Origin of the sequence: Novosphingobium terrae (assembly GCF_017163935.1) — a bacterium.
Lineage (GTDB): Bacteria > Pseudomonadota > Alphaproteobacteria > Sphingomonadales > Sphingomonadaceae > Novosphingobium > Novosphingobium terrae.
Map to the genome: position 1 here is coordinate 4,033,919 of NZ_JABVZR010000001.1, position 25,508 is coordinate 4,059,426.

Annotated in this window: 30 protein-coding genes; 8 read left to right on the forward strand and 22 right to left on the reverse strand. The window is 63.6% G+C overall.

Going from position 1 to position 25,508, the window contains the following annotated elements; all coding sequences use genetic code 11:
• Positions 1-25 precede the first annotated feature (25 nt).
• From rsfS to HGK27_RS17990, 6 genes are all read right to left on the reverse strand, one after another.
• A complete protein-coding gene (gene rsfS, locus HGK27_RS17965) occupies positions 26-430 on the reverse strand; it encodes a ribosome silencing factor (protein WP_206242367.1) in 405 nt (134 codons plus the stop codon).
• 18 nt (positions 431-448) lie between these two features.
• Positions 449-1,135 (reverse strand): nicotinate-nucleotide adenylyltransferase, encoded by a 687-nt coding sequence (locus HGK27_RS17970; RefSeq protein WP_206242368.1) that lies wholly within the window; start codon positions 1,133-1,135, stop codon positions 449-451.
• Between the two features lie 12 nt (positions 1,136-1,147).
• Entirely contained in the window at positions 1,148-2,458 is a 1,311-nt protein-coding gene (locus HGK27_RS17975) for a glutamate-5-semialdehyde dehydrogenase (RefSeq protein ID WP_206242370.1), read from the reverse strand.
• A 373-nt stretch (positions 2,459-2,831) separates the two neighbouring features.
• Positions 2,832-3,551: a DUF1013 domain-containing protein gene (locus HGK27_RS17980; protein ID WP_241127288.1), complete on the reverse strand. Its 720-nt coding sequence runs from the start codon at positions 3,549-3,551 to the stop codon at positions 2,832-2,834.
• A 150-nt stretch (positions 3,552-3,701) separates the two neighbouring features.
• Positions 3,702-4,313: a glutathione S-transferase family protein gene (locus tag HGK27_RS17985; protein WP_206242372.1), complete on the reverse strand. Its 612-nt coding sequence runs from the start codon at positions 4,311-4,313 to the stop codon at positions 3,702-3,704.
• Positions 4,310-5,293 (reverse strand): NAD(P)H-quinone oxidoreductase, encoded by a 984-nt coding sequence (locus HGK27_RS17990; protein WP_407674628.1) that lies wholly within the window; start codon positions 5,291-5,293, stop codon positions 4,310-4,312. The genes HGK27_RS17985 and HGK27_RS17990 overlap by 4 nt, the downstream gene beginning before the upstream one ends.
• A 13-nt stretch (positions 5,294-5,306) precedes the next feature.
• Here HGK27_RS17990 and HGK27_RS17995 point away from each other — a divergent pair, with 13 nt between their 5' ends.
• Both HGK27_RS17995 and clpA read left to right on the forward strand, forming a co-directional pair.
• Entirely contained in the window at positions 5,307-5,624 is a 318-nt protein-coding gene (locus tag HGK27_RS17995) for a DUF1192 domain-containing protein (RefSeq protein ID WP_322099044.1), read from the forward strand.
• A gap of 264 nt (positions 5,625-5,888) precedes the next feature.
• Positions 5,889-8,261, forward strand: coding sequence for an ATP-dependent Clp protease ATP-binding subunit ClpA (clpA, locus tag HGK27_RS18000; RefSeq protein ID WP_206242375.1), 2,373 nt, complete (start codon positions 5,889-5,891; stop codon positions 8,259-8,261).
• A gap of 316 nt (positions 8,262-8,577) precedes the next feature.
• On the opposite strand, the gene HGK27_RS18005 is transcribed toward clpA, so the two are convergent.
• Genes HGK27_RS18005 through hemB form a run of 4 tightly spaced genes read right to left on the reverse strand, consistent with a single transcriptional unit; the run spans position 8,578 to position 10,958 of the window.
• Positions 8,578-8,859 (reverse strand): DUF167 domain-containing protein, encoded by a 282-nt coding sequence (locus HGK27_RS18005; protein WP_206242376.1) that lies wholly within the window; start codon positions 8,857-8,859, stop codon positions 8,578-8,580.
• Complete coding sequence (locus HGK27_RS18010) at positions 8,859-9,431, reverse strand: gamma carbonic anhydrase family protein (RefSeq protein WP_206242377.1); 573 nt, start codon at positions 9,429-9,431, stop codon at positions 8,859-8,861. Before HGK27_RS18010 ends, HGK27_RS18005 begins: the two co-directional genes overlap by 1 nt.
• Positions 9,428-9,958 (reverse strand): GNAT family N-acetyltransferase, encoded by a 531-nt coding sequence (locus HGK27_RS18015; protein ID WP_206242379.1) that lies wholly within the window; start codon positions 9,956-9,958, stop codon positions 9,428-9,430. The genes HGK27_RS18010 and HGK27_RS18015 overlap by 4 nt, the downstream gene beginning before the upstream one ends.
• Complete coding sequence (gene hemB / locus HGK27_RS18020; RefSeq protein ID WP_206242380.1) at positions 9,951-10,958, reverse strand: porphobilinogen synthase; 1,008 nt, start codon at positions 10,956-10,958, stop codon at positions 9,951-9,953. Before hemB ends, HGK27_RS18015 begins: the two co-directional genes overlap by 8 nt.
• A gap of 278 nt (positions 10,959-11,236) precedes the next feature.
• On the opposite strand from hemB, the gene xth reads away from it, so the two are divergent.
• Positions 11,237-12,010 (forward strand): exodeoxyribonuclease III, encoded by a 774-nt coding sequence (gene xth, locus HGK27_RS18025; protein ID WP_206242382.1) that lies wholly within the window; start codon positions 11,237-11,239, stop codon positions 12,008-12,010.
• A gap of 228 nt (positions 12,011-12,238) precedes the next feature.
• Here xth and HGK27_RS18030 read toward each other — a convergent pair whose 3' ends face one another.
• The 11 genes from HGK27_RS18030 to HGK27_RS18080 all read right to left on the reverse strand — a co-directional run bounded on the left by HGK27_RS18030 (position 12,239) and on the right by HGK27_RS18080 (position 19,258).
• Positions 12,239-12,610, reverse strand: a complete 372-nt coding sequence (locus HGK27_RS18030; protein ID WP_206242384.1) for a glutathione S-transferase N-terminal domain-containing protein — start codon at positions 12,608-12,610, stop codon at positions 12,239-12,241.
• A 113-nt stretch (positions 12,611-12,723) separates the two neighbouring features.
• Complete coding sequence (locus HGK27_RS18035; RefSeq protein ID WP_206242385.1) at positions 12,724-13,335, reverse strand: cell wall hydrolase; 612 nt, start codon at positions 13,333-13,335, stop codon at positions 12,724-12,726.
• 202 nt (positions 13,336-13,537) lie between these two features.
• Entirely contained in the window at positions 13,538-13,876 is a 339-nt protein-coding gene (locus HGK27_RS18040) for a DUF1491 family protein (RefSeq protein WP_206242387.1), read from the reverse strand.
• Positions 13,873-14,340, reverse strand: a complete 468-nt coding sequence (locus tag HGK27_RS18045) for a PaaI family thioesterase (RefSeq protein WP_206242388.1) — start codon at positions 14,338-14,340, stop codon at positions 13,873-13,875. Before HGK27_RS18045 ends, HGK27_RS18040 begins: the two co-directional genes overlap by 4 nt.
• 1 nt (position 14,341) lies before the next feature.
• The gene (locus HGK27_RS18050; RefSeq protein ID WP_206242390.1) at positions 14,342-14,803 is read right to left on the reverse strand and encodes a PTS sugar transporter subunit IIA; all 462 of its coding nucleotides are present in this window, start codon (positions 14,801-14,803) and stop codon (positions 14,342-14,344) included.
• 234 nt (positions 14,804-15,037) lie between these two features.
• Positions 15,038-15,607 carry a ribosome hibernation-promoting factor, HPF/YfiA family gene (gene hpf / locus HGK27_RS18055; protein ID WP_206242392.1) on the reverse strand — a complete coding sequence of 190 codons (570 nt, stop codon included), beginning with the start codon at positions 15,605-15,607 and terminating at the stop codon, positions 15,038-15,040.
• Positions 15,608-15,643: 36 nt separating this feature from the next.
• Positions 15,644-16,336, reverse strand: coding sequence for a DNA polymerase III subunit epsilon (gene dnaQ / locus HGK27_RS18060; RefSeq protein WP_206242394.1), 693 nt, complete (start codon positions 16,334-16,336; stop codon positions 15,644-15,646).
• A 54-nt stretch (positions 16,337-16,390) separates the two neighbouring features.
• Positions 16,391-16,987 carry a dephospho-CoA kinase gene (gene coaE, locus HGK27_RS18065; protein WP_206242396.1) on the reverse strand — a complete coding sequence of 199 codons (597 nt, stop codon included), beginning with the start codon at positions 16,985-16,987 and terminating at the stop codon, positions 16,391-16,393.
• Positions 16,984-17,823, reverse strand: coding sequence for a shikimate dehydrogenase (gene aroE, locus HGK27_RS18070; protein ID WP_206242398.1), 840 nt, complete (start codon positions 17,821-17,823; stop codon positions 16,984-16,986). The genes coaE and aroE overlap by 4 nt, the downstream gene beginning before the upstream one ends.
• Entirely contained in the window at positions 17,820-18,416 is a 597-nt protein-coding gene (locus tag HGK27_RS18075) for a Maf family protein (RefSeq protein ID WP_206242400.1), read from the reverse strand. Before HGK27_RS18075 ends, aroE begins: the two co-directional genes overlap by 4 nt.
• Entirely contained in the window at positions 18,413-19,258 is an 846-nt protein-coding gene (locus tag HGK27_RS18080) for a pyruvate, water dikinase regulatory protein (protein WP_206242401.1), read from the reverse strand. The genes HGK27_RS18075 and HGK27_RS18080 overlap by 4 nt, the downstream gene beginning before the upstream one ends.
• A gap of 347 nt (positions 19,259-19,605) precedes the next feature.
• Here HGK27_RS18080 and hemE point away from each other — a divergent pair, with 347 nt between their 5' ends.
• The 3 genes from hemE (at position 19,606) to rho (ending at position 22,776) form a co-directional block, all read left to right on the forward strand.
• Positions 19,606-20,631: a uroporphyrinogen decarboxylase gene (gene hemE, locus HGK27_RS18085; protein ID WP_206242403.1), complete on the forward strand. Its 1,026-nt coding sequence runs from the start codon at positions 19,606-19,608 to the stop codon at positions 20,629-20,631.
• Between the two features lie 15 nt (positions 20,632-20,646).
• Positions 20,647-21,090, forward strand: a complete 444-nt coding sequence (locus tag HGK27_RS18090) for a CopD family protein (protein WP_206242405.1) — start codon at positions 20,647-20,649, stop codon at positions 21,088-21,090.
• A 429-nt stretch (positions 21,091-21,519) separates the two neighbouring features.
• Positions 21,520-22,776 (forward strand): transcription termination factor Rho, encoded by a 1,257-nt coding sequence (rho, locus tag HGK27_RS18095; protein ID WP_206242406.1) that lies wholly within the window; start codon positions 21,520-21,522, stop codon positions 22,774-22,776.
• A 323-nt stretch (positions 22,777-23,099) separates the two neighbouring features.
• Here rho and HGK27_RS18100 read toward each other — a convergent pair whose 3' ends face one another.
• The gene (locus HGK27_RS18100) at positions 23,100-23,798 is read right to left on the reverse strand and encodes a dienelactone hydrolase family protein (protein WP_206242408.1); all 699 of its coding nucleotides are present in this window, start codon (positions 23,796-23,798) and stop codon (positions 23,100-23,102) included.
• A gap of 113 nt (positions 23,799-23,911) precedes the next feature.
• On the opposite strand from HGK27_RS18100, the gene HGK27_RS18105 reads away from it, so the two are divergent.
• Positions 23,912-24,157 (forward strand): DUF6489 family protein, encoded by a 246-nt coding sequence (locus HGK27_RS18105; protein ID WP_206242410.1) that lies wholly within the window; start codon positions 23,912-23,914, stop codon positions 24,155-24,157.
• A gap of 13 nt (positions 24,158-24,170) precedes the next feature.
• Positions 24,171-25,460 (forward strand): tRNA uridine-5-carboxymethylaminomethyl(34) synthesis GTPase MnmE, encoded by a 1,290-nt coding sequence (gene mnmE, locus HGK27_RS18110; RefSeq protein ID WP_206242411.1) that lies wholly within the window; start codon positions 24,171-24,173, stop codon positions 25,458-25,460.
• Positions 25,461-25,508 lie beyond the last annotated feature (48 nt).

The window sequence follows — 25,508 nt, forward strand, 5'->3', positions numbered from 1 at the left end:
CGATCCGGTCAGGGACGCCAATGGGTCAGGCAGCAGCCGAAGCGCCGCCAAAGGCCCACATACGCTCCAGATTGTAGAAGCTGCGCACTTCGGGGCGGAACAGGTGAACCACCACATCGCCACAGTCGATCAGCACCCAGTCGGCAGCGGGCAGACCCTCGATGCGGACATGGCCGAAACCGCCATGCTTCACGCGCTCGGCCAGTTTCTGCGCCATGGCGGCAACCTGACGGGTCGAGCGGCCCGAGGCGATCACCATATGGTCGGCGATCGTGGTCTTGCCTTCGAGCGGGATGGAGACGATTTCCTGCGCCTGATCGTCATCGAGCGAGTTCAGAACCAGCTCGTGAAGCGAACCCGGCTCAGAGGCCGGAAGCGGGGCAGGGGCGCCTGTAGAGGCGGTCGGGGATTGGGGGACAGGCTCGTTCATTGAGAGGATAAGCACTCCTTAAGGGCGCGTTGAAAGGGCCGCCATGCGGCCGATGGATGAAGAAGGTGCGGAAGAAATCAGATGGTGGGTCAACCCGTCACGCAGAGCCAAAGGCCCGTTTCCGGGCGTTTGAGCCCAGAGCGGATCGGCCTGCCGGATGGCGCTGGCCGAACGTGGATCGGGATCGAAGGCCAGAAGCACCAGGGCCGGCGCGCTCCAGTCAATCCGGTTGACCACACTGGCCACAGGCCGCCGGAAACGGCCCAGCCAGGCCATGGCCGGGGCGGCCAGGGCAGCGCCATCATAACCCGGACGGGCGACAACCGCAATCGGCATCGCCCGCGCCATATCGCGCCAGCGGTGCCATTTGTGGAATTGCGCCAGATTGTCGGCCCCCATGATCCAGACAAACTGGTCATGCGGATAGCGCCGACGCAGGGCTTTCAGCGTATCGGCGGTATAGCGCGTGCCGAACTCCCGCTCGATGGCGGTGACGCGGATTCGTGCAAGCCGGGCCTGTTTGACGGCAGAGGCAAAGCGCTTGGGCAGGGGGGCCATGCCCTCCACCGGCTTGAGCGGATTGCCCGGGGAGACCAGCCACCACACCTCATCCAGCCCCAGCGCGCGGATCGCGCCAAGGCTGATGCGGCGATGACCGCCATGGGCCGGGTTGAACGACCCGCCCAATATGCCGATGCGTCTCATGAGGTCAGGATGTTACGGGCGCGTCTGCCCGGTTCCGCGCACCAGCCACTTGTAGGTGGTGAGCCCCTCCAGCGCGACAGGGCCGCGTGCATGCAGGCGCCCGGTGGCGATGCCGATCTCCGCGCCCAGACCGAACTCGCCACCATCGGCGAACTGGCTGGAGGCGTTGACCATGACGATGGCGCTGTCGACGCGGGTGAGGAATTCTTCCGCCACGGCGTCCTCGCCGGTGACGATGGCATCGGTGTGGCGGCTGGAATGGGCATCGATATGCGCCAGCGCCTGATCGAGGCCATCGACAATTGCCACCGAGAGAATGGCGTCGAGATATTCGGTGTCCCAATCGGCATCGCTGGCGGGCAGGATGCGCGGATCGAGCGCGCGGGCGCGCGCATCACCGCGAATCTCGCAGCCCGCATCAAGCAGATCAGCCACCACCGCCTGAGCCGCCGGGAAAGCCGCATCGATCAGCAGCGTCTCCATCGAGCCGCAGATGCCGGTGCGGCGCAGCTTGGCGTTCAGCACAATCGAGCGCGCCATGGCGACATCGGCGCTGGCGTGCAGATAGGTGTGGCAGATGCCATCCAGATGGGCGAGCACCGGCACGCGCGCATCGTTCTGCACGCGCTCCACAAGGCTCTTGCCGCCGCGGGGCACGATCATGTCGATCAGGCCCTGCGCCGTCAGCATGGCGCCCACCGCCGCGCGGTCCTGCGTGGGGATGAGCTGAACGGCTTCAGCCGGCACGCCCGCCTTGGCCAGACCCTGCTGGAAGGCGGCCATGATCGCACGGTTGGAATGCACCGCCTCCGTGCCGCCACGCAGCAGCGCGGCATTGCCCGAGGCCAGGCACAGCGCAGCGGCATCGGCGGTGACGTTGGGGCGGCTCTCGTAAATGATGCCGATCAGGCCGATGGGCACACGCACGCGGCTGAGCGCCAGCCCATTGGGGCGACTGGAGGAATCGATCACCTGACCGACGGGATCGGGCAGGGCGGCAACCTGCGCCACGGCATCGGCGATGCCCGCAAGGCGCCTGGAATCGAGCTTCAGGCGGTCCAGCAGCGCGCCGGACAGGCCACGCTCGGCGCCTGCCGCCATATCCTTGTCATTGGCGGCGAGGATGTCTGTTTCGGCAGCGCGCAGCGCCTCTGCAGCGGCGATCAGAGCAGCGCCCTTTTGCGCCGTGGTCATCCGCGCCAGCTGCGCCTGTGCCGCGCGACCCGCTTTCGCCAGACGGGCGATGAGCGCCTCCGGGCTCTCCGCAGCATGGTCTGCTGCGGGGGCCACGGGTTCGATCTGGGCGGTTTGCGTGTCGGTCATGGTGCTGCCCGTAGCAGGATTGTGGGGATATGTCAGGGGTTGAGTCTTTTTTGACTGTTTCAAGACAGGAAGGAGGAAATGCGAGGGTCATAACCCTCGCGCTCCCTTTAATGTCTACGTGGCGCCACGGGTTCGGCCTTGCGCCCAGATTGCCGCGCCGCAGGCCTTAAAAGAGTCACTGCCTGCGGCGCTTTACGTCACGCAGGTGGAGAGGTGGGGCGCGCCATTTCGGCGCCACCGCCCATGCGTCGGGAGACGTTATGGGAGCGCGAGGGGGTAACCCCCTCGCATCTGCTTTTTCTAAATCCCTTAAACCCCAAAACAAAACCCCCACAGAAACCTGCGGGGGTCATGTTCATCGCAAAAGCAAAGCTTACTCGCCCCAGCCCGGAGGCGGGGTCTGCTGCTCTTCGTTTTCCGAGGCGCGCTTGGCGGCCAGCCATGCGGCGGCTTCGGCTTCCTGAGCGGCTTCCGAGGCGATGCGGGCCTGCGCCTGACGGGCGGCGCGCAGTTCCTCGATCAGCGCCTCGCGGTCGCTGCCCAGACGCTGTGCGGTTTCCTCGTCGTCGGGCTTGCCCTTGGCGGCCTTGGCGATCATCGCGTCGAGCTCGCGCTGCGAGCTGAGGCCCAGCGTGACGGGGTCCTTCGCCGTGATGTTGGCGATGTTCCAGTGGCTGCGGTCGCGGATCGCGGCGATGGTGTGACGGGTGGTGCCGATCAGCTTGCTGATCTGCGCGTCCGACACTTCGGGGTGGTTGCGCAGAATCCAGGCGATGCCATCGGGCTTGTCCTGACGCTTGGACACCGGCGTGTAGCGCGGGCCCTTGGTGCGGTTCACCGTGACGGGCGCCTTGAACATCTTGAGGCGATAGTTGGGGTCGTTCTGACCCTTCTCGATCTCGGCGGTGGTCAGTTCGCCCGAGCGGAGCGGATCGCGACCGGTGTATTTGGCGCTGGTCAGGTCATCGGCCATGGCCTGCACTTCGAGGATGTGCAGCCCGCAGAAATCCGAGATCTGCTCAAAGGTGAGCGCGGTGTTGTCGACGAGCCACGAGGCCGTTGCATGCGGCATCAGCGGGGTGGGCTGGGTCACGGGATCTTCTCCGGCGCGTTGGGGCGAAATCTGGTGAGACAGGCCCTACAGAAACAGCAAGGCCGCCCCTTACCGGAGCGGCCCTTCAACCGCGTTGCCTATCCGAAATCACCGCGCCCGGCAAGCAGAGTCTGTTGCAGGCGCAACGATTCAGTCCATTGGCACATAGCCCGGCACGGCGGCGACGCGGGCGATCCAGCGCTGGATATGGGGATAGTCGGCAAGCTGGAAGCCGCCCGGCTCGCAGACATGGGTGTAGGCGTAGAGGGCGATATCGGCCAGCGTGATGCCATTGCCCACGAACCAGTCATGGGTAGCGAGATGCTCATCCATCAGGCGCAGGGCCGCTTCGCCAGCACTGCGCTTGGCGGAAAGCTGGGCGCGCTGCTGGTCGGAGAGATTCTCCTCACCCAGCTTGCCGAGCCAGAAGCGCAATGTCGCGACATTGGGCTCATGGTTGTACTGCTCGAAGAACATCCAGCGCAGCATATCGGCCTGCGCAAAGCGATCCGTCGGGATCAGCGCCGAGCCATGGGCGAGATACCAGCAGGCAGCGCCGCTTTCGGGCAGGAACTTATCGCCCATCTGCAACACCGGGATGCGGCCATTGGCGTTGACCGTGGCGAGGAATTCAGGCGTGCGGGTTTCGCCCCTGGTGATGTCGTAAAAGCGGCGCTCCAGCTCCACACCGACCAGCGCGGCGGTCAGGCGGATCTTGTAGCAATTGCCGCTGAAAGGGTCCTCGTGAAGAATGTAGGTCACGGGGCCACCTCCAGCACGATCTTGCCGATGTGATCGCCCGCCTCCATCCGCGCATGAGCGGCAGCAGCAGCGGCCAGCGCAAAGGTCTGATCCATGATCGGGCGGCAGTCACCGCGCTCGATCAGCGGCCAGACGATGCGCAGGATATCCTCGGCCACCAGCGCCTTGAAGGCGACATCGCGGGCGCGCATCGTCGATCCGGTCAGAGTCAGGCGCTTGGTCATCACCAGCCACATCGGCACTTCGGCCTTGGCACCGCCCTGCACGGCGATGGTGATATGGCGGCCATCATCGGCCAGGCATTTGATGTTCCGGGCCACATAATCGCCCGCCACCATATCCAGCACCAGTTGCACGCCCTTGCCGCCGGTGATTCGCTTCACCTCTTCCACGAAATCCTGATCGCGGTAGTTGATGGCATGGTCAGCGCCGATCTCCAGCGCGCGGGCGCATTTCTCAGGGCCGCCGCAGGTGACGATCACCGTCATGTCGAAGGCCTTGCACAGCTGGATCGCCGTGGTGCCGATGCCGCTGGTGCCGCCGTGAATCAGGATCGTCTCGCCCTCACGCGCCCAGCCGCGCTCGAACACATTGTGCCAGACGGTGAAGAGCGTTTCAGGCAGCGCCGCCGCCTGATCGAGCGGCAGGCTGGCGGGCACCGGCAGGCACAGTGCGGAATCGGCCACGCAATATTCGGCATAGCCGCCGCCCGTCACCAGCGCGCAGACCTGCTGGCCCAGCCAGATCTCATCCGCGCCCTTGCCCAGCGCGACGACCTTGCCCGAAATTTCCAGCCCGGGAATCGGCGAAGCGCCCGGCGGCGGGGGATAATTGCCCTGCCGCTGTATCACATCGGGGCGATTCACCCCGGCATAGGCCACGCGGATCAGAACCTGTCCCACGCCGGGATGCGGCACGGGGGCCTGGCCGGGGTGCAGCACCTCCGGCCCGCCGGGGTGTTCGAAGCCAACAACTGTCATGAATTCAGGGACTATGTCCGCCATCGCTACCCCGCACAGCTCGGTAAAGTCGCACTTGTCTGCCGTAAACGCGCAAGCGGTTGACAGCAAGCGCCGCGACGTCAAGGATGCGTTTCCAATGGAAGACGATGACCGCCCCGTTCCGTCCGGTGGCGTCAGCAAGGACGCCGCCCAAGCGCTCGCCAGCGAAAGCCTAGAGAGCTATTCGCAGGATGAGTTGAGCGCCCGTATCCGTCTGCTTGAAATCGAGATTGAACGCGTCAAGGCCCATGCCGCGCGGGCCAGCGCCCACAGGCTGGCCGCCGATGCCCTGTTCAGGCCGCGCGCATGAAGGCGGGCGCCATCATCCCGCGCTCCGGCGCAAGCGAAGGAGCCCCCCCTCGTAATTGGGCGGGGGTGCCCCATATAGAGATTGTTGATGGAGCCGACTCCATGATCGGCCCCCACACCAGACCCCATGCGGACGCCAAAACCGCATGGACCGCTCGCCCCTTCCGGGCGTTTCGTTCCTCAAGCCCCGCTCTTCATGTTCATCAGGCGCCCGTCCACACGGCGCCGATTCACGGACACGTCAGTCCCTAGCGAAAGTGCCAAGATGCCCAGTTTCGCCCAAAGCCTCGAAAAAACCCTTCACGCCGCGCTGGCGCATGCGTCCGAGCGCAGCCACGAATATGCAACGCTTGAGCATCTGCTGCTCGCGCTGATCGATGACGTGGATGCGGCTCAGGTGATGAACGCCTGCGGGGTTGACCTTGGCGAACTGTCCGAGGCGGTGAAGCAATATCTGGATCAGGAATATCAGAGCCTGAAAACCAAGGATAAGGCAGAGCCTGCCCCAACCGCCGGTTTCCAGCGCGTGATCCAGCGTGCCATCCTGCATGTGCAATCCAGCGGAAAAGACACCGTCACCGGCGCCAATGTGCTGGTGGCCCTGTTCTCCGAGCGGGATTCCTATGCCGTCTATTTCCTGCAGCAGCAGGATATGAGCCGCCTGGATGCCGTCAGCTTCATCAGCCACGGCATCGGCAAGGGCGGCAAGCGCATCGAGGACAAGCACCCCAAGGGCACCGAAGAAACGCCCCATGAGGACAAGCCCGAGACCAAGAGCGCGTCGGCCAACAAGAAGGATTCGGCGCTCGACCAGTTCACGGTGAACCTCAATGAGAAGGCGCTGGGCGGCAAGGTCGACCCGCTGATCGGGCGCGGGCCCGAGGTGGACCGCACCATCCAGATCCTGTGCCGCCGGTCCAAGAACAACCCGCTTTATGTGGGCGATCCGGGCGTGGGCAAGACCGCCATCGCCGAGGGTCTGGCGCGCAAGATCGTCGAGGGCGACGTGCCCGAGGTGCTGGCCAATGCGGTGATCTATTCGCTCGACATGGGTTCGCTGCTGGCGGGCACCCGCTATCGCGGCGATTTCGAGGAACGGTTGAAGCAGGTCGTCTCCGAGCTGGAGAAGATGCCGCATGCCGTGCTGTTCATCGATGAAATCCACACGGTGATCGGTGCCGGTGCCACCAGCGGCGGCGCGATGGATGCCTCGAATCTGCTGAAGCCCGCGCTGTCGGGCGGCACGATCCGCTGCATCGGCTCGACCACCTACAAGGAGTTCCGCAATCACTTCGAGAAGGACCGCGCCCTGCTGCGCCGGTTCCAGAAGATCGACGTGAACGAGCCCAGCATCGAGGACACGATCAAGATCCTCAAGGGCCTGCGCACCGCCTTCGAGGATCACCACAAGGTGAAATACACCGCTGAGGCGATCAAGACGGCGGTGGAGCTTTCCGCGCGCTACATCAACGACCGCAAGCTGCCCGACAAGGCGATCGACGTGATCGACGAGGTGGGCGCGATGCAGATGCTGGTGGCCCCGTCCAAGCGCAAGAAGACGATCACCGGTCGCGAGATCGAACAGGTGATCGCCACCATGGCGCGCATCCCGCCCAAGAGTGTCTCCAGCGACGACAAGAAGGTGCTGGAGCATCTGGAACGTGACCTCAAGCGCGTGGTCTTCGGGCAGGACAAGGCCATCGAGGTGCTGTCCCGCGCGATGAAGCTGTCGCGTGCCGGTCTGCGCGATCCGGACAAGCCGATCGGTTCGTTCCTGTTCTCGGGCCCGACCGGTGTGGGTAAAACCGAAGTCGCGCGCCGTCTGGCCGAGATCATGGGTATCCCGCTCCAGCGTTTCGACATGTCGGAATATATGGAGCGCCACTCGGTCTCGCGCCTGATCGGTGCCCCTCCGGGCTATGTCGGCTTCGATCAGGGCGGTCTGCTCACCGATGCCATCGATCAGCAGCCCCATTGCGTGCTGCTGCTGGATGAAATCGAGAAGGCCCACCCCGATCTGTTCAACATCCTGCTGCAGGTGATGGACAATGGCCGCCTGACCGATCACCACGGCAAGACGGTGGATTTCCGCAATGTGGTTCTGATCATGACCACCAATGCGGGTGCCAGCGACATGGCGCGCAACGGCATCGGCTTTGGCGACATCTCCAAGGCGGACGCCGGCGAGGAAGCGGTCAAGAACCTGTTCACGCCGGAATTCCGCAACCGTCTGGATGCCATCGTGCCCTTCGCCTACCTGCCCACCTCGGTGGTCAGCATGGTGGTGGACAAGTTCATCCTGCAGCTGGAACTGCAACTGGCCGACCAGAACGTCCACATCCAGTTCGACGCCGATGCGCGCGCCTGGCTGGGTGAGCGCGGCTATGACAAGCTCTATGGCGCGCGGCCTATGGCTCGCCTCATTCAGGACAAGGTCAAGCAGCCGCTGGCGGAAGAACTGCTGTTCGGCAAGCTGGCCCATGGCGGCGAGGTGAACGTCACCATCAAGGATGATGAGGACGGCAAGCCCGCCCTCAACTTCCAGCTGACGCCCGCCGCGCCCAAGGTGGTCAACAAGAAGACCCGTGGGCAGAAGAACGCGCCCGAGGCCCCCAGCAAGGCCGACGGCAAGGAGTAAGCGCTGGACCGCGCAAGAAGGGGCGCCACTCGTGAGGGTGGCGCCCTTTTTTGATTCAGAAGGGAAGAGAGGATGCGAGGGTGTTACACCCTCGCGCTCCCATGAATGTCTGCGTGGTGCTTCGGGTTCGGCTTGGCGCTCAGTTTGCCGCGCCGCAGGCATGAATCGCCAGCATGGCCCATCATCCATGATCGGATTGCCTGCGGCGCCTTGCCTTGCGCCGGTGGAGAGACTGGGCACTCGGATCGGGAGCCACTGCCGCTCCGTCGGAAGACGTTCCGGGAGCGCGAGGGGGTAACCCCCTCGCATTTCCTTTTTACCCTTCCAATCCCAACACCTTGTCCCTTGAAGTCGCCCCCCGCAGCAAAACCAGCCGAGACGGCGCCACACCCAAGCCCTTCGCCACCAGATCGATCACGGCAGCGTTCGCCTTGCCATCCTCCGGCTTGGCGCGGACCTTGGCCAGCAACCGCCCCTCGGCCAGTTCCAGCCCTTCCGAACGGGCGCCGGGCGTCACACGCAGCGCCAGACGGCCTTCCTCATCCAGCAAATCCCGGATCGCGTCAGGGGAGGGCAAATCGGCCTTGGGGCGGGCCATCAGCCCTCCAGCGCCTCGCGGTGCAGGCGGGCATTGTCCACATAATGCGCCACGCCAGCCTGCATGCCGGCCAGCTGCTGGTCGTTCAGAGCGCGGCTGAAAGCGGCAGGGCGGCCCACCCATAGCTCACGGGGCGGGATCACCTTGCCGGGGCTCAGGAGGGCTCCTGCGGCCAGCATGGCGTCGCTGGAGACGCGCGCGGCGTCCATCACCATGGCCCCCATGCCGACGAAGGCGCGATCCTCCAGCACGCAGCCGTGGATCATGGCCATGTGGCCGACCAGCACATCCTCACCGATCAGCGTGGGAAAGCCTTCGGGGCGGTTGGGCTTGGGGGAATCGCAGTGGATCACCGTGCCGTCCTGGATGTTGCTGCGCGCGCCAATGCGGATGTGATTCACATCGGCGCGGATGACGCAATTGTACCATATGGAAGCGTCAGGGCCGATCTCGACATCACCGATGATCCGGCAGCCGGGGGCGATAAAGGCGCTGTCATGGATGCTCGGCCAGATGCCCTTGAAGGGGGCGATGGTGATGTCAGGGCGAGTCTCAAAGGGGGAGGGGGTCATGGCCTGTGGATACGGTAAAGCCGGTGCAGGCGCAAAGGATCGCCTTCGGGCAGGGCGGGGTGCTCGAAATCCTCATCTGCGGCGCGAACCATGCCGAGGCGCTCCATCAGGGTCCAGCTGGCGCGATTGTCGGGGACGGTGATCGCCACGATGGTCTGCATCGGGCGATTGGCCCATGCCCAGTCCAGCGTGGCGCGTGCGGCCTCCTGCGCATAGCCCTGACCCCAGGCGTGGCGCACCAGGCGCCAGCCCACCTCATACTCCACCAGCGGCGGGCGAGGCGGGGCCATGCCGCACATGCCGAGGAAAGCACCATCCGAACGCCGCTCCAGCGCCCAGAAGGTGTGGCCGTGCTCGGCATCCATCGCCTGACCGCGCGCAAAGGCCGCATCGGCCCCGGCGCGGTCCAGCGCGACCAGATAGCGCATGACCTCCTCGTCCTGCGCCATGGCCCAGAAGGGCTCTCGGTCCGAATCCTGCCAGCTGCGCAGGATCAGCCGCTCGGTCTCAAGGCGGAAATCAGCCATTCAGCAGGCGCGCGGCATGGGCGGCATGATACGTCAGCACGCCCGAGCAGCCCGCGCGGCGGAAGGCCAGCAGCGTTTCCAGCACCATCGTATCGCGGTCGGCGGCGCCCGCCGCCACGGCATGCTCGATCATCGCGTATTCGCCGCTGACCTGATAAGCGAAGACGGGCACGCCGAATTCGTCCTTCACGCGGCGGGCGATGTCCAGATAGGGCAGGCCGGGCTTGACCATCACGCTGTCGGCGCCCTCGGCCAGATCGATGGCGACTTCACGCAGGGCTTCGTCGCTGTTGCCGGGGTCCATCTGATAGGTCTTCTTGTCGCCCTTCAGCAGCCCGCGCGAGCCCACCGCATCGCGGAACGGGCCATAGAAGGCGCTGGCATACTTCGCGGCATAGGACATGATCTGCACGTTCTGGTGGTTGGCACCCTCCAGAGCGGCGCGAATGGCGGCGATGCGGCCATCCATCATATCGCTGGGGGCGATGATGTCGGCACCGGCGTTGGCCTGATTCAGGCTCTGGCCCACCAGCGTTTCCACCGTGGCATCGTTCAGCACATAGCCCGTGTCGTCGATCAGCCCGTCCTGACCGTGCGAGGTGTAGGGATCGAGCGCCACATCGGTGAGAATGCCGATATCGTCACCGCAAGCATCCTTGATGGCGCGGATGGCGCGGCACATCAGATTGTCCGGGTTGAGCGCTTCCTTGCCGTCCTCGGTGCGGCGCTCCTTCTGCGTGTAGGGGAACAGGGCGAGGCAGGGGATGCCAAGGCTGACGGCCTCCTTCGCGCGCTCCACCATCAGGTCGACGCTCCAGCGCGAGACGCCGGGCAGGGCGGCGACCGGATCTTCCACGCCTTTGCCATCGGCCACGAACAGCGGCCAGATCAGATTGGCGGGGGTGAGGATGGTCTCGCGATGCATCGCGCGGCTCCAGGGGGTGGAGCGGCTGCGGCGGGGGCGCTGGGCGGGGAAGGGGGCGATGATGGTCTGGGTCATGGGTTCGGGTTTAGACCTGTTGGGGGCGGGGGGGAATGCGATTTTGGTCGAAAGAAAAGGACAATGCGAGGGGGTTACCCCCTCGCGCTCCCATGCATGTCTACGTGGCGTGCCATCTCATCGTTGCGCCATGCCGCAAGCGGCTTTCATTTATAGCCTCCGGCGGTAGAGAGGTTGGCATAAGGCTGCGCAACTGCGCGCCCTCTCGTCGGGAGACGTAACGGGGGTGCAAGGGGCGATGGCCCCCTGCTTATTCTCTTCCTTAGGAACCTCTCCCCATGAAAATCGCCAGCTTCAACATCAACGGCATCAAGGCCCGCCTGCCGCGCCTGCTGGAGTGGCTGGAAGAGACGCGCCCCTCGGTCGCCTGCCTGCAGGAGATCAAGACTCAGGACGAGGGCTTCCCGGCCGATGAGTTCGAGAAGATCGGCTATCACGCCATCTGGCACGGCCAGAAGGGCTTCAACGGCGTGGCGATTCTGGCCGACGGCGAAAAGCCCGTCGAGGTCCAGCGCGGTCTGGCCGGAGAGCCCGAGGACGAGCACTCGCGCTACATCGAGGCCGATGTGTTCGGCGTTCGCATCGCCGGCATCTACCTGCCCAACGGCAACCCGCAGCCCGGCCCGAAGTTCGACTACAAGCTGCGCTGGATGGAGCGCCTGCGCAACCGTATGGCTGAGCTGCGCGCACTGGAAATCCCTGTCGTGGTCACCGGCGACTTCAACGTCATCCCCACCGATCGCGACATCTGGTCCCCCAAGGCCATGGCCGATGACGCGCTGATGCAGCCGGAATCACGCGACGCCTATCTGCGCCTGCTCAACGATGGGTGGACGGACGCCATCGCCACGCACAACCCCGATGGCGGCGTCTGGACCTATTGGGACTATCAGGCCGGGGCATGGCAGCGCGATCACGGCTTCCGCATCGACCATGCTTTGCTCTCACCCGAGGCGGCAGACCGGCTGGTGGCTTGCGGGGTGGACAAGGATCATCGCGGGCGGGAAAAGGCCAGCGATCATGCGCCAATCTGGATTGAGTTGAGGACGTAAGAAGGGAAGCAGATGCAAGGGGGTTACCCCCTCGCGCTCCCATGACTGTCTGCGTGGCGCTTCGAATTCGGCGATAGAGCAACGTCGCTGCGCCGCAGGCATAAAATGAATGATCTGCCTGCGGCGCTTTTGCTGCCTAGGTGGAAAGTTCACGCACCACGATGCCTACACACCTCCCTTTCGTCGGGAGACGTAACGGGGGTGCAGGGGGCGTAACGCCCCCTGCTGTTACCCTTTCCCCTTCAACTCCGCGATTTCCTTCCTGAGCGCCGCCATGGTCGCCAACGGCCCACGCACATATTGATCCAGCGTCGGCAGGCTGGCCACGTCCACGCTGGCCTCCGCTGCATAATGATCGATGATCGCTCCGGAATCCGGCAGATATTGTCCGGGAGCAATCTGGGCGATGGGGAAGGTGACCTTCTCGACATGCGGCTCCAACTCAGCGCGCATCGCGGCCTCCAGATCATCGCCGGGGACGAAGACCCGCAACTCGAAACCACCGATCAGCCCCGCCTCAAGCAGGAACAGCCGCAGCTTCAGGCACCAGGGGCAGCGGTCCTTCAGGTAAAGAACCGGGCGGAAAGGCGTGGTGGTCATAGAAGCGCTCCGTGTGAGGATCAGATCACCGGTCTAACCCTCGGGCCACAAACAACAAGGCCCCCTGTTCCACGTGGAACAGAGGGCCCTGGCTGGCGCAGAAAGGATCTATCTCATCGATAGAAAACGTGATTGTCGATCCGGGCCACGCGCTGACGGTGCCAGCGGGGCGAGATGCGCGCGGAATGGAAGAACATCGCCCCTTCAACGGGGCTCTGCCAGCTGCCGTCGTGAGCGATTTCGGCAATGGCCAGCGCGCGATGCCAACCAGCGGAGGTGTGGTTGATCACCGGCATCGTGCCGCCATGAATGAAGGAGAATTGCGAGGGCTGGTAGACCACACCGCAATAGCTGTCCGGGAAACGGCCCGAGCGCGAACGGGCGACGACCACGCGGGCAACAGCCAGCTGGCCATCAAGCGTTTCATTGCGCGCTTCGAAATAGACGGCGCCTGCCAGGCAGTTGATTTCGGAGGAGACCTCTTCGCCCTGCGGCTGGCGGGCGACAAGCTGAGTCAGCGTCGCGGCACTCACGGCGGGAGCCGGTTCGAGGTCGAGGGAAGGCTGGGTGGCAGCGGCGTTCGCGATGCCGGAAGCGGCAGGAACAGGCACAGTCTGCAGGGTCGGTTCGTTCTGCTGAGCAGAGACGCCAGAACCGATGGCGGTGAGCATCAGAACAGTCGCTGCCAGCGACAGGCTCTTGGCACGGTTGAACAGCTGACGCATCGAAAGCAATTTCTAGTGCGGTGAACTTTCCAGACGCAGCACGCGCAGATAGAAAAGCCCCGAAAAGCCATCCCCATCCACCAGCGATCCTGCCGGCAGCCCCCCGTCTGCGTGCCAGCCTGCCAACCCCCCGGTCAACTTGGCCGCCTGCGCGTTATGGACGTCGCGCGGTGCAGGACAGGGCGTTTGGAGTCAATCGCGCCTAAACGGACAATCCGATGAATCGTTCCGCCGCCGGGATGTCCAGTTCAACTATCCACAGATCACGGTCCTGCTGGCGGCGGCGTTCCAGCCAGTCATGGAAGGATTGCGGGTCCTCGGAATCAAGGCGCTTTGCGCAATGCCAGCCGCGTGAGCCATCGGCCATGGGCATGCGTTCATAGACGCGCTGGTCCTGACCGTTCTCGCAGAGCAGCAGGAGAATCGTGCCGGCATCGGCCTCGCCCTTGGCAATGACGGTGGCAAAACCGCCCTGCGTATTCACCTGCCTGACCAGCGCCGAAACTTCCACAGCGGCGGGCAGGCGAGGGGTCTCGCTCATCCGCCGTAACCGGGCAGTGAGGAGAGCGCCATATGTGAGCGCATAAAGGTGCCGGTGCCGCGCCCGACCTCCTCGCCTTCCTCGTCGATCAGCCGTGCCTCGGCCACCAGCACGCGGCGGCGACCGCTGACCCAGCGCCCCTCCGCCGTCACCCGGCCGCCGCGCACAGGGCGCGAAAACAGCAGGTTGAAGGAGGTGGTCAGCAGGAAGCGGTCAGTGACCAGCGTGTTGGCGGCGTAAAAGGCCGCATCGTCGAGCATCTTGAAATAGATCGTGCCATGCGCCGCGCCGCCCGCGTGAAAGACGGTGGGATCGATGTCGAAGAGGATGCGCGCATGGCCTTCCCCGATCACCTCAAGCCGCGATGAAAACAGCTGGTTGATCGGCGCCGAGGCGTAAAGCCCCTCCAGCGCGCGCCAATGCAGCGCAGCCCCCGAGTCCACGTCCTTATCCTCAACGCTCATCTTACGCCGCGTCGCGGTCGAGGACGTTGGCGAGGAGGGCATAGAGCGCCTCATCGCTGGGGGCATCATTCAGGGCGGCATGCATCTTGTCGTCGCGCATCATGCGGCTGATCGCGGCCAGTGCATGGAGATGCACCGCCCCCGCCTGTTCAGGCGAAAGCAGGCCGAACACGATGTCCACCGGCATATCGTCAGCGGATTCGAAGGCCACCGGCGATTCCAGCCGCAGCACCACCGCCACGGGGCGCACCAGATCGGGCATGCGCGCATGGGGAATGGCCACGCCGCGGCCAAAGCCGGTGCTGCCCAGCTTTTCGCGTTCCTCGATGCGGTCGCGAACTTCGGCCTCGTCCAGCGCGTAAACGCTGGCGAAACGCCCGGAGAGATGCTCGATGATGGCGGATTTGCTGTCAGCCGCAATGGTGCCGACCGCCTCCGGCATGAGCGTGAACAGCGCTGTCATCGCCAATCTTCAACTTGCCTTATCATGCCCGTCGCCGATTGGTCGGGTCGGGCGGGGCGATAGCTTGTTTCGCTGGAACACGCAAAGGCGTTTGGCATGCATGCTATCCCGCGTAAAACACGGAAGATCGCGCATCAGGTCGAAGCTGGTTAGCCGCCACAACCAGACGCGCGTCCTTCCGTGAAGGGCCACTATCCCCGCCGCAGCCGACGGGGCAGCGACGCGTTTCGTCTGTTACGACGGTTCGACCCAGCCGATCGAGCCATCACCCCGTCGATAGACCATATTATGCTTACCGGTGCCAGCATTTTTGAACAGCAAGGCATTGGTGTTGCGCAGATCCAGCATCATCACCGCATCGGAAACGGTCGCTTCGGGCACGTCCACACGCAGCTCGGCGATGACCAGAGGAGCCTCGGCAACGGCTTCCTCACCCTCTTCGTGAACCGGTTCCTCGAAGATGGTGTAGGCCGCTTCCTGAGTCTGCACGGCGTGCGTGGACTGCTCGTGGCGATCGTTCAGGCGCTTCTTGTAGCGGCGCAGCTGAGTCTCGATCTTGATGGCGGCCGCATCCAGGCTCTGATGCGCATCATGGGCGATGCCGGCGCCTTTCAAGATCAGTCCCTGGCGCACATGAGTCACGATATCGCATCGGAACGAACCGCCGGGCGCCTTGCCGAAGGTCACCACGGAAGACAGCGCCTTGTTGAAGTGCTTGTCCGTGATGGTGTTCAGCCGGTCCTCGACGTGGACCCGCAGCGCTTCGCCGGTTTCCATCTGATGGCCGGAAACGCGAATGTCCATGGTCCTGACTCCTGTTCTGTTGTTGGGAATGCGTTCTTAATCGGAAAGCCAAAGAGGTGTTTTGATCGACTCCAAAAACTTTGCGTGAGCGGCCAATTCCGCTTCGCTGGCGTGGTGGGGGCGGGCGGGGCGTGCAGCCCTTTCCCGCGTGATCACAGTGGTTTCGACCACGGTGGATTCAACAAGTCCCTGCTCGGCGGCAAGTTCCAGACCGATCTGGCGGCCGCCCAGCAGCTCGACATAGACCTGCGCCAGCAGTTCGGCGTCCAGCAGAGCGCCGTGCTTGGTGCGGTGGCTGCGATCGATGCCGTAACGCGTGCAGAGCGCATCGAGCGAATTTTTCGCGCCCGGATGCTTGGAGCGCGCGATGCGCACCGTATCGACCATACGGTCAGCCTCGACGATGGGCAGGCCCACCATCGTCAGCTCATTGTTGATGAATCCGAAGTCGAATCCGGCGTTATGCGCGACCATCGGCGAGTCGCCGATAAAGTCGAGGAAAGCCTGCGCCTCATCCTTGAACAACGGCTTGTCGGCCAGGAAGGCTTCGGACAGGCCGTGGACCCGTTCCGCCTCGGCGGGCATATCACGCTGAGGGTTGAAATACTGGTGAAATGTGACGCCGGTCTGCACCCGGTTGACCATTTCCACACAGCCGATTTCCACGAGTCTGTCCCCTGTTTTGGGGTCGAGTCCGGTGGTTTCAGTGTCGAAAACAATCTCTCTCATTCACTCGACTATCGTCCTGCCGAGGCCCGCTTACAAGGGGTTGTGACGCTTTTATTATCGTGTCGGGATCAGCCGTTCGATCAGCGCCGCGACCTGTGCGCGAGTCTGCGCAAGGCTGGTGCCGGTGTCGATGATGTGATTGGCAAGAGCGCGTTTTTCGGAATCGGGCATCTGCCGCGCGAGGATTTGCGCGAATTTTTCCTCGGTCATGCCGGGGCGGGCCAGCACCCTTTCGCGCTGCGCTTCGGCAGGGGCGGAAACGACCGCGACGGCATCGATTCCCTTGCGGCCCGTTTTTTCGAACAGCAGCGGGATATCGTAGACCACCAAAGGCGCGACGGCATGCTCTTCGAGGAATCGCATGCGCGCTTCGGAGACAGCGGGGTGGACGATGGCTTCGAGTCTGGCCAGCGCCGCATCATCGCCGAAGACGGCTGCGCCCAGTTTCACCCGATCCACGCCATCGGGGCCGGTGGTGCCAGGGAAGGCCGCTTCGATAGCGGGCAGCAAAGCGCCATTCTGGCCCTGCATCAGCCGCACCTGCGCATCGGCATCGAAGACCGGCACACCGATCTCTTCCATCATCGCTGCCACCGCCGATTTGCCCATGCCGATCGAGCCGGTCAGCCCGAGGACAAAAGGGCGAGTCATGCCGTCAGCAGTGCGCGCAGGGCGGCATCGCCATCCTGCCGGGGCGGGGGGGCGCCGAAAAAGCGCTCGAAAGCCGAAGCCGCCTGACCGATCAGCATCGAGAGGCCATCGACGGTGGTGAAGCCCGAGGCTTCCGCCGCGTGCAACAAGGGCGTTTTGAGCGGCGCGGTGATGATGTCGTACACCACAGCGCCCGGCGCCAGATGCGAAAGATCGAACGTCAGCGGCGGGTTACCCACCATGCCCAGCGGGCTGGCGTTGATCAGCAGATGATAGCCGCCCTCCGCAGGCTGGGCGAAGGTGGCCAGATCGCTGACGCCATGATCACCCGCCGGGGCCAGCGCATCGACCAACGCCTTGGCCTTGGCCGGATCGCGCGCCGCCAGCGTGATCGCCGGGCCAGCCTCGGCCAGCGCCGCGACCACCGCCCTCGCTGCGCCACCATTGCCCAGCACCAGAGCGCGGCAGGGCTGATCCAGCGTAGTCACGAAATCGGCCAGCGGCTCCATAAAGCCGGGCACGTCGGTGTTGTAGCCGGTCAGCGTGCCATCCGCGCCGCGCACCACCGTGTTCACCGCGCCGACGCGCTCGGCGAGCGGGTCCAGCGCATCAAGCAGGGGCATCACGGCCTGCTTGTGAGGCATGGTGACGTTGCAGCCGCGCCAGTTTTCATCCTGACGGCGGGCCGCGATATAGGCGGGCAGGGCCTCTGCGGTGACATGGGCGTGGCGGTAATCGCCCTCAAGCCCCAACGCTTTCAGCCAGTGCTTGTGGATAATAGGCGATTTGGACTGGGCGATGGGATCACCGATCACCTCTGCGTAGGGGAGAGTCATGCGATAACCCCTTGAGCCCGCAAGGCTCCCAGCACCGGCAGCAGGGGCATGCCCAGCACCGTGAAATGGCTACCTTCCACAGAGTTAAACAGGTTTATCCCCAGACCTTCCACACGGAATACACCGACGCATCCCGCCACCTCGGGCCATTCGGCGTCGAGATATTGGGTGATGAAGGCCTCATCCAAAGCGCGCACATGCAGCTTGGCCACTTCGCCATGGCTCCACACGATCTGGCCCGCGCGGGCGAGGGCGGCGCCGGAATGCAGCTCCATCACCTTGCCCGAGAAGAAGCGCAGATGCTCGGCGGCATTCTCGCGGCTGGTGGGTTTGTCGAAGCGGCGGCCCTCGACCACCACCAGTGAATCGCTGCCCAGCACCAAGGCATCGCGCTCGGTTTCGGAGACGGCGAGAGCCTTGGCCTCGGCCAGAGCCAGCGCCACATCGGCGGGCGCGGCATCGGCCAGCGCGGATTCAAGCGCGCGCTCATCCACATCGGCGGGCTGAATCGTGTAAGGCACACCAGCTGCGGTCAACATCGCGCGACGTGAGGCGCTTTTGGACGCCAGCACCAGAGGAACTTTATCGGTCATATCGGGCGGTTTCCGGCCTGTGCGCCCACATCCTGGGCATTGCGATCCTTGAGCAGCGAAATGATCGCGGCGGCGGTTTCCTCAATCGAGCGGCGGGTGACGTCGATCACCGGCCAGCCATTGTCGGCAAACATGCGGCGGGCGTAGAGCAGTTCGGTCTTCACCCGCTCGACATCGACATAGGATGTCTCGGTCTGATGATTCATTGAGAGCAGGCGGTTGCGACGCACCTGCACCAGCCGCTCCGGCGCCGTCGTCAGCCCGACCACCAGCGGCGCACGCAGGCCGAACAGCAGGGCAGGCGGCGGGCTTTCCACCACGATGGGGATGTTCGCCACCTTATAGCCGCGGTTGGCGAGATAGATGCTGGTCGGCGTTTTCGAGCTGCGCGAGACGCCCGCCAGCACGATGTCGGCCTCTTCCCAGTTTTCCCAATTCAGCCCGTCATCATGGGCGATGGAGAAATGAATCGCATCGACGCGCGCGAAATAGGCCGCGTCCAGAATATGCTGCTTGCCCGGTCGCCCCTTCGCCTGCTGCCCCAGCATATTGCCCAGCGCATCGGTGACGGAATCCAGCACCGGCACGGCAGGCAGGCTCATCGCCAGACAGCGGTCCTCCAGCATGCGGCGGATGTCGTGGCTGACCATCGTATAGAGCACCAGGCCCGGATTGGCCGCGATATCGCCCATCACGCGATCGAGATGCGCCTGGCTGCGCACCATCGGCCAGAAATGGCGGTTGACCTCCACATCCTCAAACTGGGCGAGCGCCGCCTTGGCGATCATCTCCAGCGTTTCGCCGGTGGAATCCGAGAGCAGATGCAGATGCAGGCGGTTCATAAACAACAAGCCAAAGTGCTGGGGAGAAAGGAATGCGGGCCATCAGCCCTTGTGGATATCCCTTGGCATAAACGGCAGGACAGGAGAACCGACAAAATGGGGGATAGAGTCCACCCCCGCTAACCCGGACTCAATCCGGGGCCTGCGCACATGTGGGCAGTCTTTCCCACAGGCTGGGGATAAGGGGCATAAGGATTCCTTGACGATTGGAGTCACGGAGTCGCAGATCGCTTTGCGCTGTTCAGCCCGGCATAATTCAGGCAAGTGGCCGTAATTCCCACTATCCACAGGCCCAACAACCTTCATCATCCTTTCATGAATCCTCTTTGAATCAGGAATGACTCACAATGCCCGGTCCTTTGCTCGCCACCCTCAAGGGAGAGAACCTCTCTCGCCGTCCCATCTGGCTGATGCGGCAAGCCGGGCGCTATCTTCCTGAGTATCGCGCGCTTCGCGCGGAGAAGGGCGGGTTCCTGCCTCTGGTCTATGACAGCGAGGCAGCAGCAGAGATCACCTTGCAACCGCTGCGCCGTTTCGGCTTCGATGGCGCGATCCTGTTCTCAGACATTCTGATCGTGCCTTATGCGATGGGTCAGGATCTGGCGTTTCTGGCGGGCGAAGGGCCTCATCTCTCGCCCAAGCTTGTGGATCATAGCTTGCAGGCTTTGCAGGGGGTTCCAGACCGTCTGTCACCCATCTACGAGACGGTGCGTCTGGTCAGAGCCGCGCTGAAGGAAGAGGTGACCATGCTGGGCTTCGCAGGAAGCCCCTGGACGGTCGCCACGTATATGGTGAACGGCGAGGGCAGCCGTGACCAGCATGAGACCCGCGCCTATGCCTATCGCGATCCTGAGGCCTTCCAGGCGATCATTGATGCCATCATCGAGGTGACCGTCGAGTATCTCGATGGCCAGATCAAGGCGGGCGCCGAAGCCGTGCAGCTTTTCGACAGCTGGGCTGGCAGTCTGGCTCCGCGCGAATATGAGCGCTGGGTGATTGCGCCCAACGCCACCATCGCCGCGCAGATTCAGGCTCTCCACCCCGATGTGCCGGTGATCGGCTTCCCCAAGGGCTCGGGCGAGAAGCTGGCCGCCTATGCCCGCGAGACTGGCGTGAATGCCGTGGGCGTGGATGAAACCGTCGACCCGCTTTGGGCCGCGCGCGAACTGCCCGCTGGCATGCCGGTGCAAGGCAATCTCGATCCCCTGCTGCTGCTGTCAGGCGGCGCGGAGCTGGACAAGCGCGCGACCGAGGTGCTGGAGGCCTTTGCCGACCGCCCCCATGTCTTCAACCTTGGCCATGGCATTGGGCAGACGACGCCCCTCGCGCACGTCGAACAGTTGCTTCAGGTGGTGCGCAACTGGCACCGATAACCTATATAGGCCTGTATGGATTGGATACTCTCGATGACCTACGCCTGGCTTAAGGCCGGCCATATCATCTTCGTCATCTTCTGGATGGCGGGGCTTTTCATGCTGCCGCGCTATTTCGTCTACCATCAGGAAAGCCTGCCCGGCACCGAGGAAGAGCGCCGCTGGATCGACCGCGAGAACAAGCTGCTCAAGATCATCATGTGGCCCTCTCTGGTGGCCGTGTGGGTGTTCGGGCTGCTGCTGGCCCATACGATCGGAGCTTTCTCGCAAGGCTGGTTCCACGCCAAGCTGGCGATGGTGCTGGTGTTGACGGGCTATCACGTGTGGCTGGCGGGCTATGCCAAGAGTCTGGCCAAGGGTGATCGCAAGCTGCCGGGCAAGACTCTGCGCCTGCTGAATGAGGTGCCCGGTGTGGCGGCGGCGATCATCGTGATTCTGGTGATTGTGCGGCCGTTTTAAGTTTTTGAAGTAGGAAGATGCGAGGGGGTTACCCCCTCGCGCTCCCATGACGTCTTCCGACGATAGGGCAGGGGCGCCCGATCTTTGTGCCTAGCCTCTCCACCTGCTGGCGCCGCAGGCTTCAACTCTTCAGCGCGGTGTTATCGTTCTTGCCTGCGGCGCGGCGACGTTGCCCTGCGGCTGAACCCGTGGTGCTGAGGTAGACATTAAAGGGAGCGCGAGGGTGATGACCCTCGCATTTCTCTTTCCCTTCTTCCCAACCAATCAATCCCCTCCACCCATCGCCAATTTATTGACGGGAAAGCGCCAACAGAATATGCGCTAACCTCTCACCGGCAATGATTTGCGCGCGAACGTAGCGCGCAACTGGTCCGCCTTCTCCAGGCCCGATGGACCCGCCGGCCGAAAACCTCCTTACGGAAATTATTTATGCATTTGAAAGAATTGAAGAAAAAAACATCGGCCGAGCTGGTCGAAATGGCTGAGGAACTGGGCGTTGAAAGCGCCAGCACGCTGCGCCGCCAGGATCTGATGTTTGCGATCCTGAAAGAACTGGCCGAGGATGGCGAAGAGATCCTGGGCATCGGCACCATTGAAGTGCTGCCGGACGGCTTCGGCTTCCTGCGCAGCCCCGAGGCGAACTATCTGGCTGGCCCGGATGACATTTACGTCTCGCCCAATCAGGTCCGCAAGTGGGGCCTGCGCACGGGCGATACGGTTGAGGGCGAGGTTCGCGCTCCCAAGGATGGCGAGCGTTATTTCGCGATCACCAAGCTGGTCGCGGTGAACTTCGACAGCCCGGAGGCCGTGCGCCACCGCGTGAATTTCGACAACCTCACGCCGCTCTATCCGAACAACCGCCTGAAGCTGGACACGCTGGACCCGACGGTCAAAGACAAGTCGGCGCGCGTGATCGATCTGATCTCGCCGCAGGGCAAGGGCCAGCGCGCACTGATCGTGGCGCCGCCGCGCACGGGTAAGACCGTGCTGCTGCAGAACATCGCCAAGGCCATCACCGACAACCACCCCGAGGTGTTCCTGCTGGTGCTGCTGGTCGATGAGCGTCCCGAGGAAGTCACCGACATGCAGCGCAGCGTGAAGGGTGAAGTGATCTCCTCCACCTTCGACGAGCCCGCAACGCGCCACGTGCAGGTCGCCGAAATGGTGATCGAAAAGGCCAAGCGCCTGGTCGAGCACAAGCGCGACGTGGTCATCCTGCTGGACTCGATCACCCGTCTGGGCCGCGCCTACAACACGGTCGTTCCTTCGAGCGGCAAGGTGCTGACCGGCGGTGTGGACGCCAATGCCCTGCAGCGCCCCAAGCGTTTCTTCGGCGCCGCGCGTAACATCGAGGAAGGCGGTTCGCTCTCCATCATCGCCACCGCGCTGATCGACACCGGCAGCCGCATGGACGAGGTGATCTTCGAAGAGTTCAAGGGCACCGGCAACAGCGAAATCGTGCTGGACCGCAAGGTGGCCGACAAGCGCATCTTCCCCGCGCTGGACGTGGGCAAGAGCGGCACCCGCAAGGAAGAGCTGCTGGTGGAGAAGGGCAACCTCTCCAAGATGTGGGTGCTTCGCCGCATCCTCATGCAGATGGGTACCGTCGACGCGATGGAGTTCCTGCTCGACAAGATGAAGGATTCCAAGACCAACGAAGACTTCTTCGCGACGATGAATCAGTAAGATTCATTCGGTCTGAGATTCAAGGAAGGGGTAGGAGGAATCCTGCCCCTTTTTTGATTCAGGTTTTGAAGAAGAAAGATGCGAGGGGGTTACCCCCTCGCGCTCCCGGAACGTCTTCCGCCGATAGGGCAGGGTCGCCGAAATGTTGCGCTCCGGCTCTCCACCTGCTGGCGCCGCAGGCTATGAATCTCATGATCGATAGGGTGCACTGGCGGATTCAAGGCCTGCGGCGCAGCGACCTTGGCTCTGCCGCCGAACCTGATGCGCAACGAAGACATTAAAGGGAGCGCGAGGGCGATGGCCCTCGCACTTATCCTTCTTTCTTACCCGATAAATTCGGCAATAAACTCCACCGTCCGCGCATCGGCCAACACAGCGCCAGCCTCATTGCGACGGCTGCCCTTGGTCTCCGCAAAACCGTGACCGAGGCCTTCATAATCATACAGAGTCACATTCGGCACCGAATCCAGCCCGGCATGAATCACCTTCTGCTGCTCGGGCGAGGTGAAGGCGTCGGCGGTGGGGATATGCAGCAGCAACTGACCCTTGATGTTCCCGGCCTCACCCAACAGCTGATCCAGCCCCACACCGTAATAGCCAACAGCAGCATCGATGTCGGTGCGCGCAGCCGCCTGATAGGCCACCAGACCGCCCATGCAGAATCCGACCAGACCGACTTTCACGTCCGGATTCTGAGCGCGCGCCCATGCGATCAACGCGCGAATATCGTCCACACCGGCGGGGAAGTTGTGAGCGCTCATCATGGCCAGGGCGCGAGTCATCTCCTCGGGCACATCATGGTCCAGTTCCACGCCGGGCTCCTGGCGCCAGAACACGTCGGGCGCGATGGCGACGTAGCCCTTGCTGGCCCAGTCATCGGCCTTCGCAACGATGCCGGGATTCACGCCGAAGATCTCGGGCACCACGATCACCGTGCCGCGCGGGGTGCCTTCAGGTTTGGCGACATAGGCGGGGATCTCGCCTGTGTGGTCAAGGCTGGGGATAAGCGTGTTGGTTGTCATGGGGAACTCCGTGGAGGGGCCGATTGTTACGACTGAAGGACAGATGAATGGACAGTCAGCTCTGGCTATGCCAGCTATGTTTGACGGTTCGTCACAGTTTAGGGAGAGGCCTGATGAAGCTCAATCTTGAGATTGATTGCAGCCCGGAAGAGGCGCGGCGCTTTCTGGGTCTGCCCGATGTGACCCGGGCCAATGAGATGTATATCGATGCCGTGATCAAGGCGATGCAGGGCGGCGGCAGTCTGGAGCAACTGGCCGAATACACCAAGCAGTTCGCGCCGATGGGCCAGATGGGGCTGAAGATGTTCCAGCAGCTGATCGAAGCGGGCGTGGGCATGGCGGGCAAGCCCAAGGGCTGATACACGCCTGCGGATGCAGGATACGATTTTCGCGCCCTCCAGCGGGGCGGCTCCGGCGGCGATTGCCGTTATCAGGATCAGCGGACCTCAGGCGGGGGAGGCCTTGCGGGCTTTGGCCGGGCGGCTGCCCGCGCCGCGTCGAGCGAGCTATGGCGCTTTGCGCGACAGCGGCGGCCAGGTGCTGGACCATGCTCTGCTGCTGTGGTTCCCCGGACCGAAAACCGCAACCGGCGAGGATCTGGTTGAATTGCATTGCCATGGTGGCCGCGCGGTGATTGCGGCGGTGGAGCAGGCGCTGAGTCAGTTGCCCGGCCTGCGCAAGGCCGAGCCGGGTGAGTTCACCCGTCGCGCTTTCACCAACGGTCGCATTGATCTGGCCGAGGCCGAGGGTCTGGCCGATCTGCTCTCCGCCGAAACCGAATTGCAGCGACAGAGCGCGATGGCTTCGGCAGGCGGTGCTTTGTCGGCGCTGGTGGATAGCTGGCGGCAGGAGGTGCTGTCGCTTTCGGCGCTGGTCGAGGCGGCGCTGGATTTTGCCGATGAGGATGATGTCGGCGGTTTGCCTGCAGATATCCCGGTGAGGCTGGGCGATCTGCGTTTCACCATCGCGCAATGGCTCGATCGCCCGCGCGCGGAAGCCTTGCGTGAAGGGTTCCGCGTGGTGATTGCAGGGCCTCCCAATGCCGGTAAGTCGACTCTGTTCAACGCGCTGGTGGAAAGTGAAGCAGCGATCACCGCGCCCATCGCCGGGACGACACGCGATGTGCTGACTCATCCCGTGGCGATTCAAGGCGTGCCTTTCCGCTTCTTCGACACGGCGGGTCTGCGCGATGAAACCGACGATGTGGTCGAGGCCATTGGCATCGAGCGCGCCCGGGCCATCGTCGATCAAGCCGATCTGATCCTATGGCTGGGAGAGGAAGGGCAGGGGCCGGATGCCGATGATCGCCTGTGGGAGATCGCTGCCCAGATCGACCGCGCTGATCATCACGCCAAGAGTCAGCCCCGTCATCGCGTCTCGGCCAAGAGTGGTGAGGGGGTGGATGATCTACGCCGTGATCTGGTGGCTCATGCCCGCGCCGCGCTTCCTCGCCCGGGAGAGGCTGCGCTGAATCAGCGCCAGCACGCCGCACTGGCCGCTGTGGTGTCAGCGCTTCATGACGCCGAAGCGCGACAGGATGATCCGCTGCTGGTGGGCGAGGGTCTGCGTCTCGCCCGCGTCTCTCTGGATCGCCTCTTGGGCCGCACCACCACCGAGGATATGCTCGATACGCTGTTCGGTCGCTTCTGCATCGGTAAATGATGTTCCACGTGAAACACGCCTTTTGACCTGAGCCTCGCCCTCATGTAG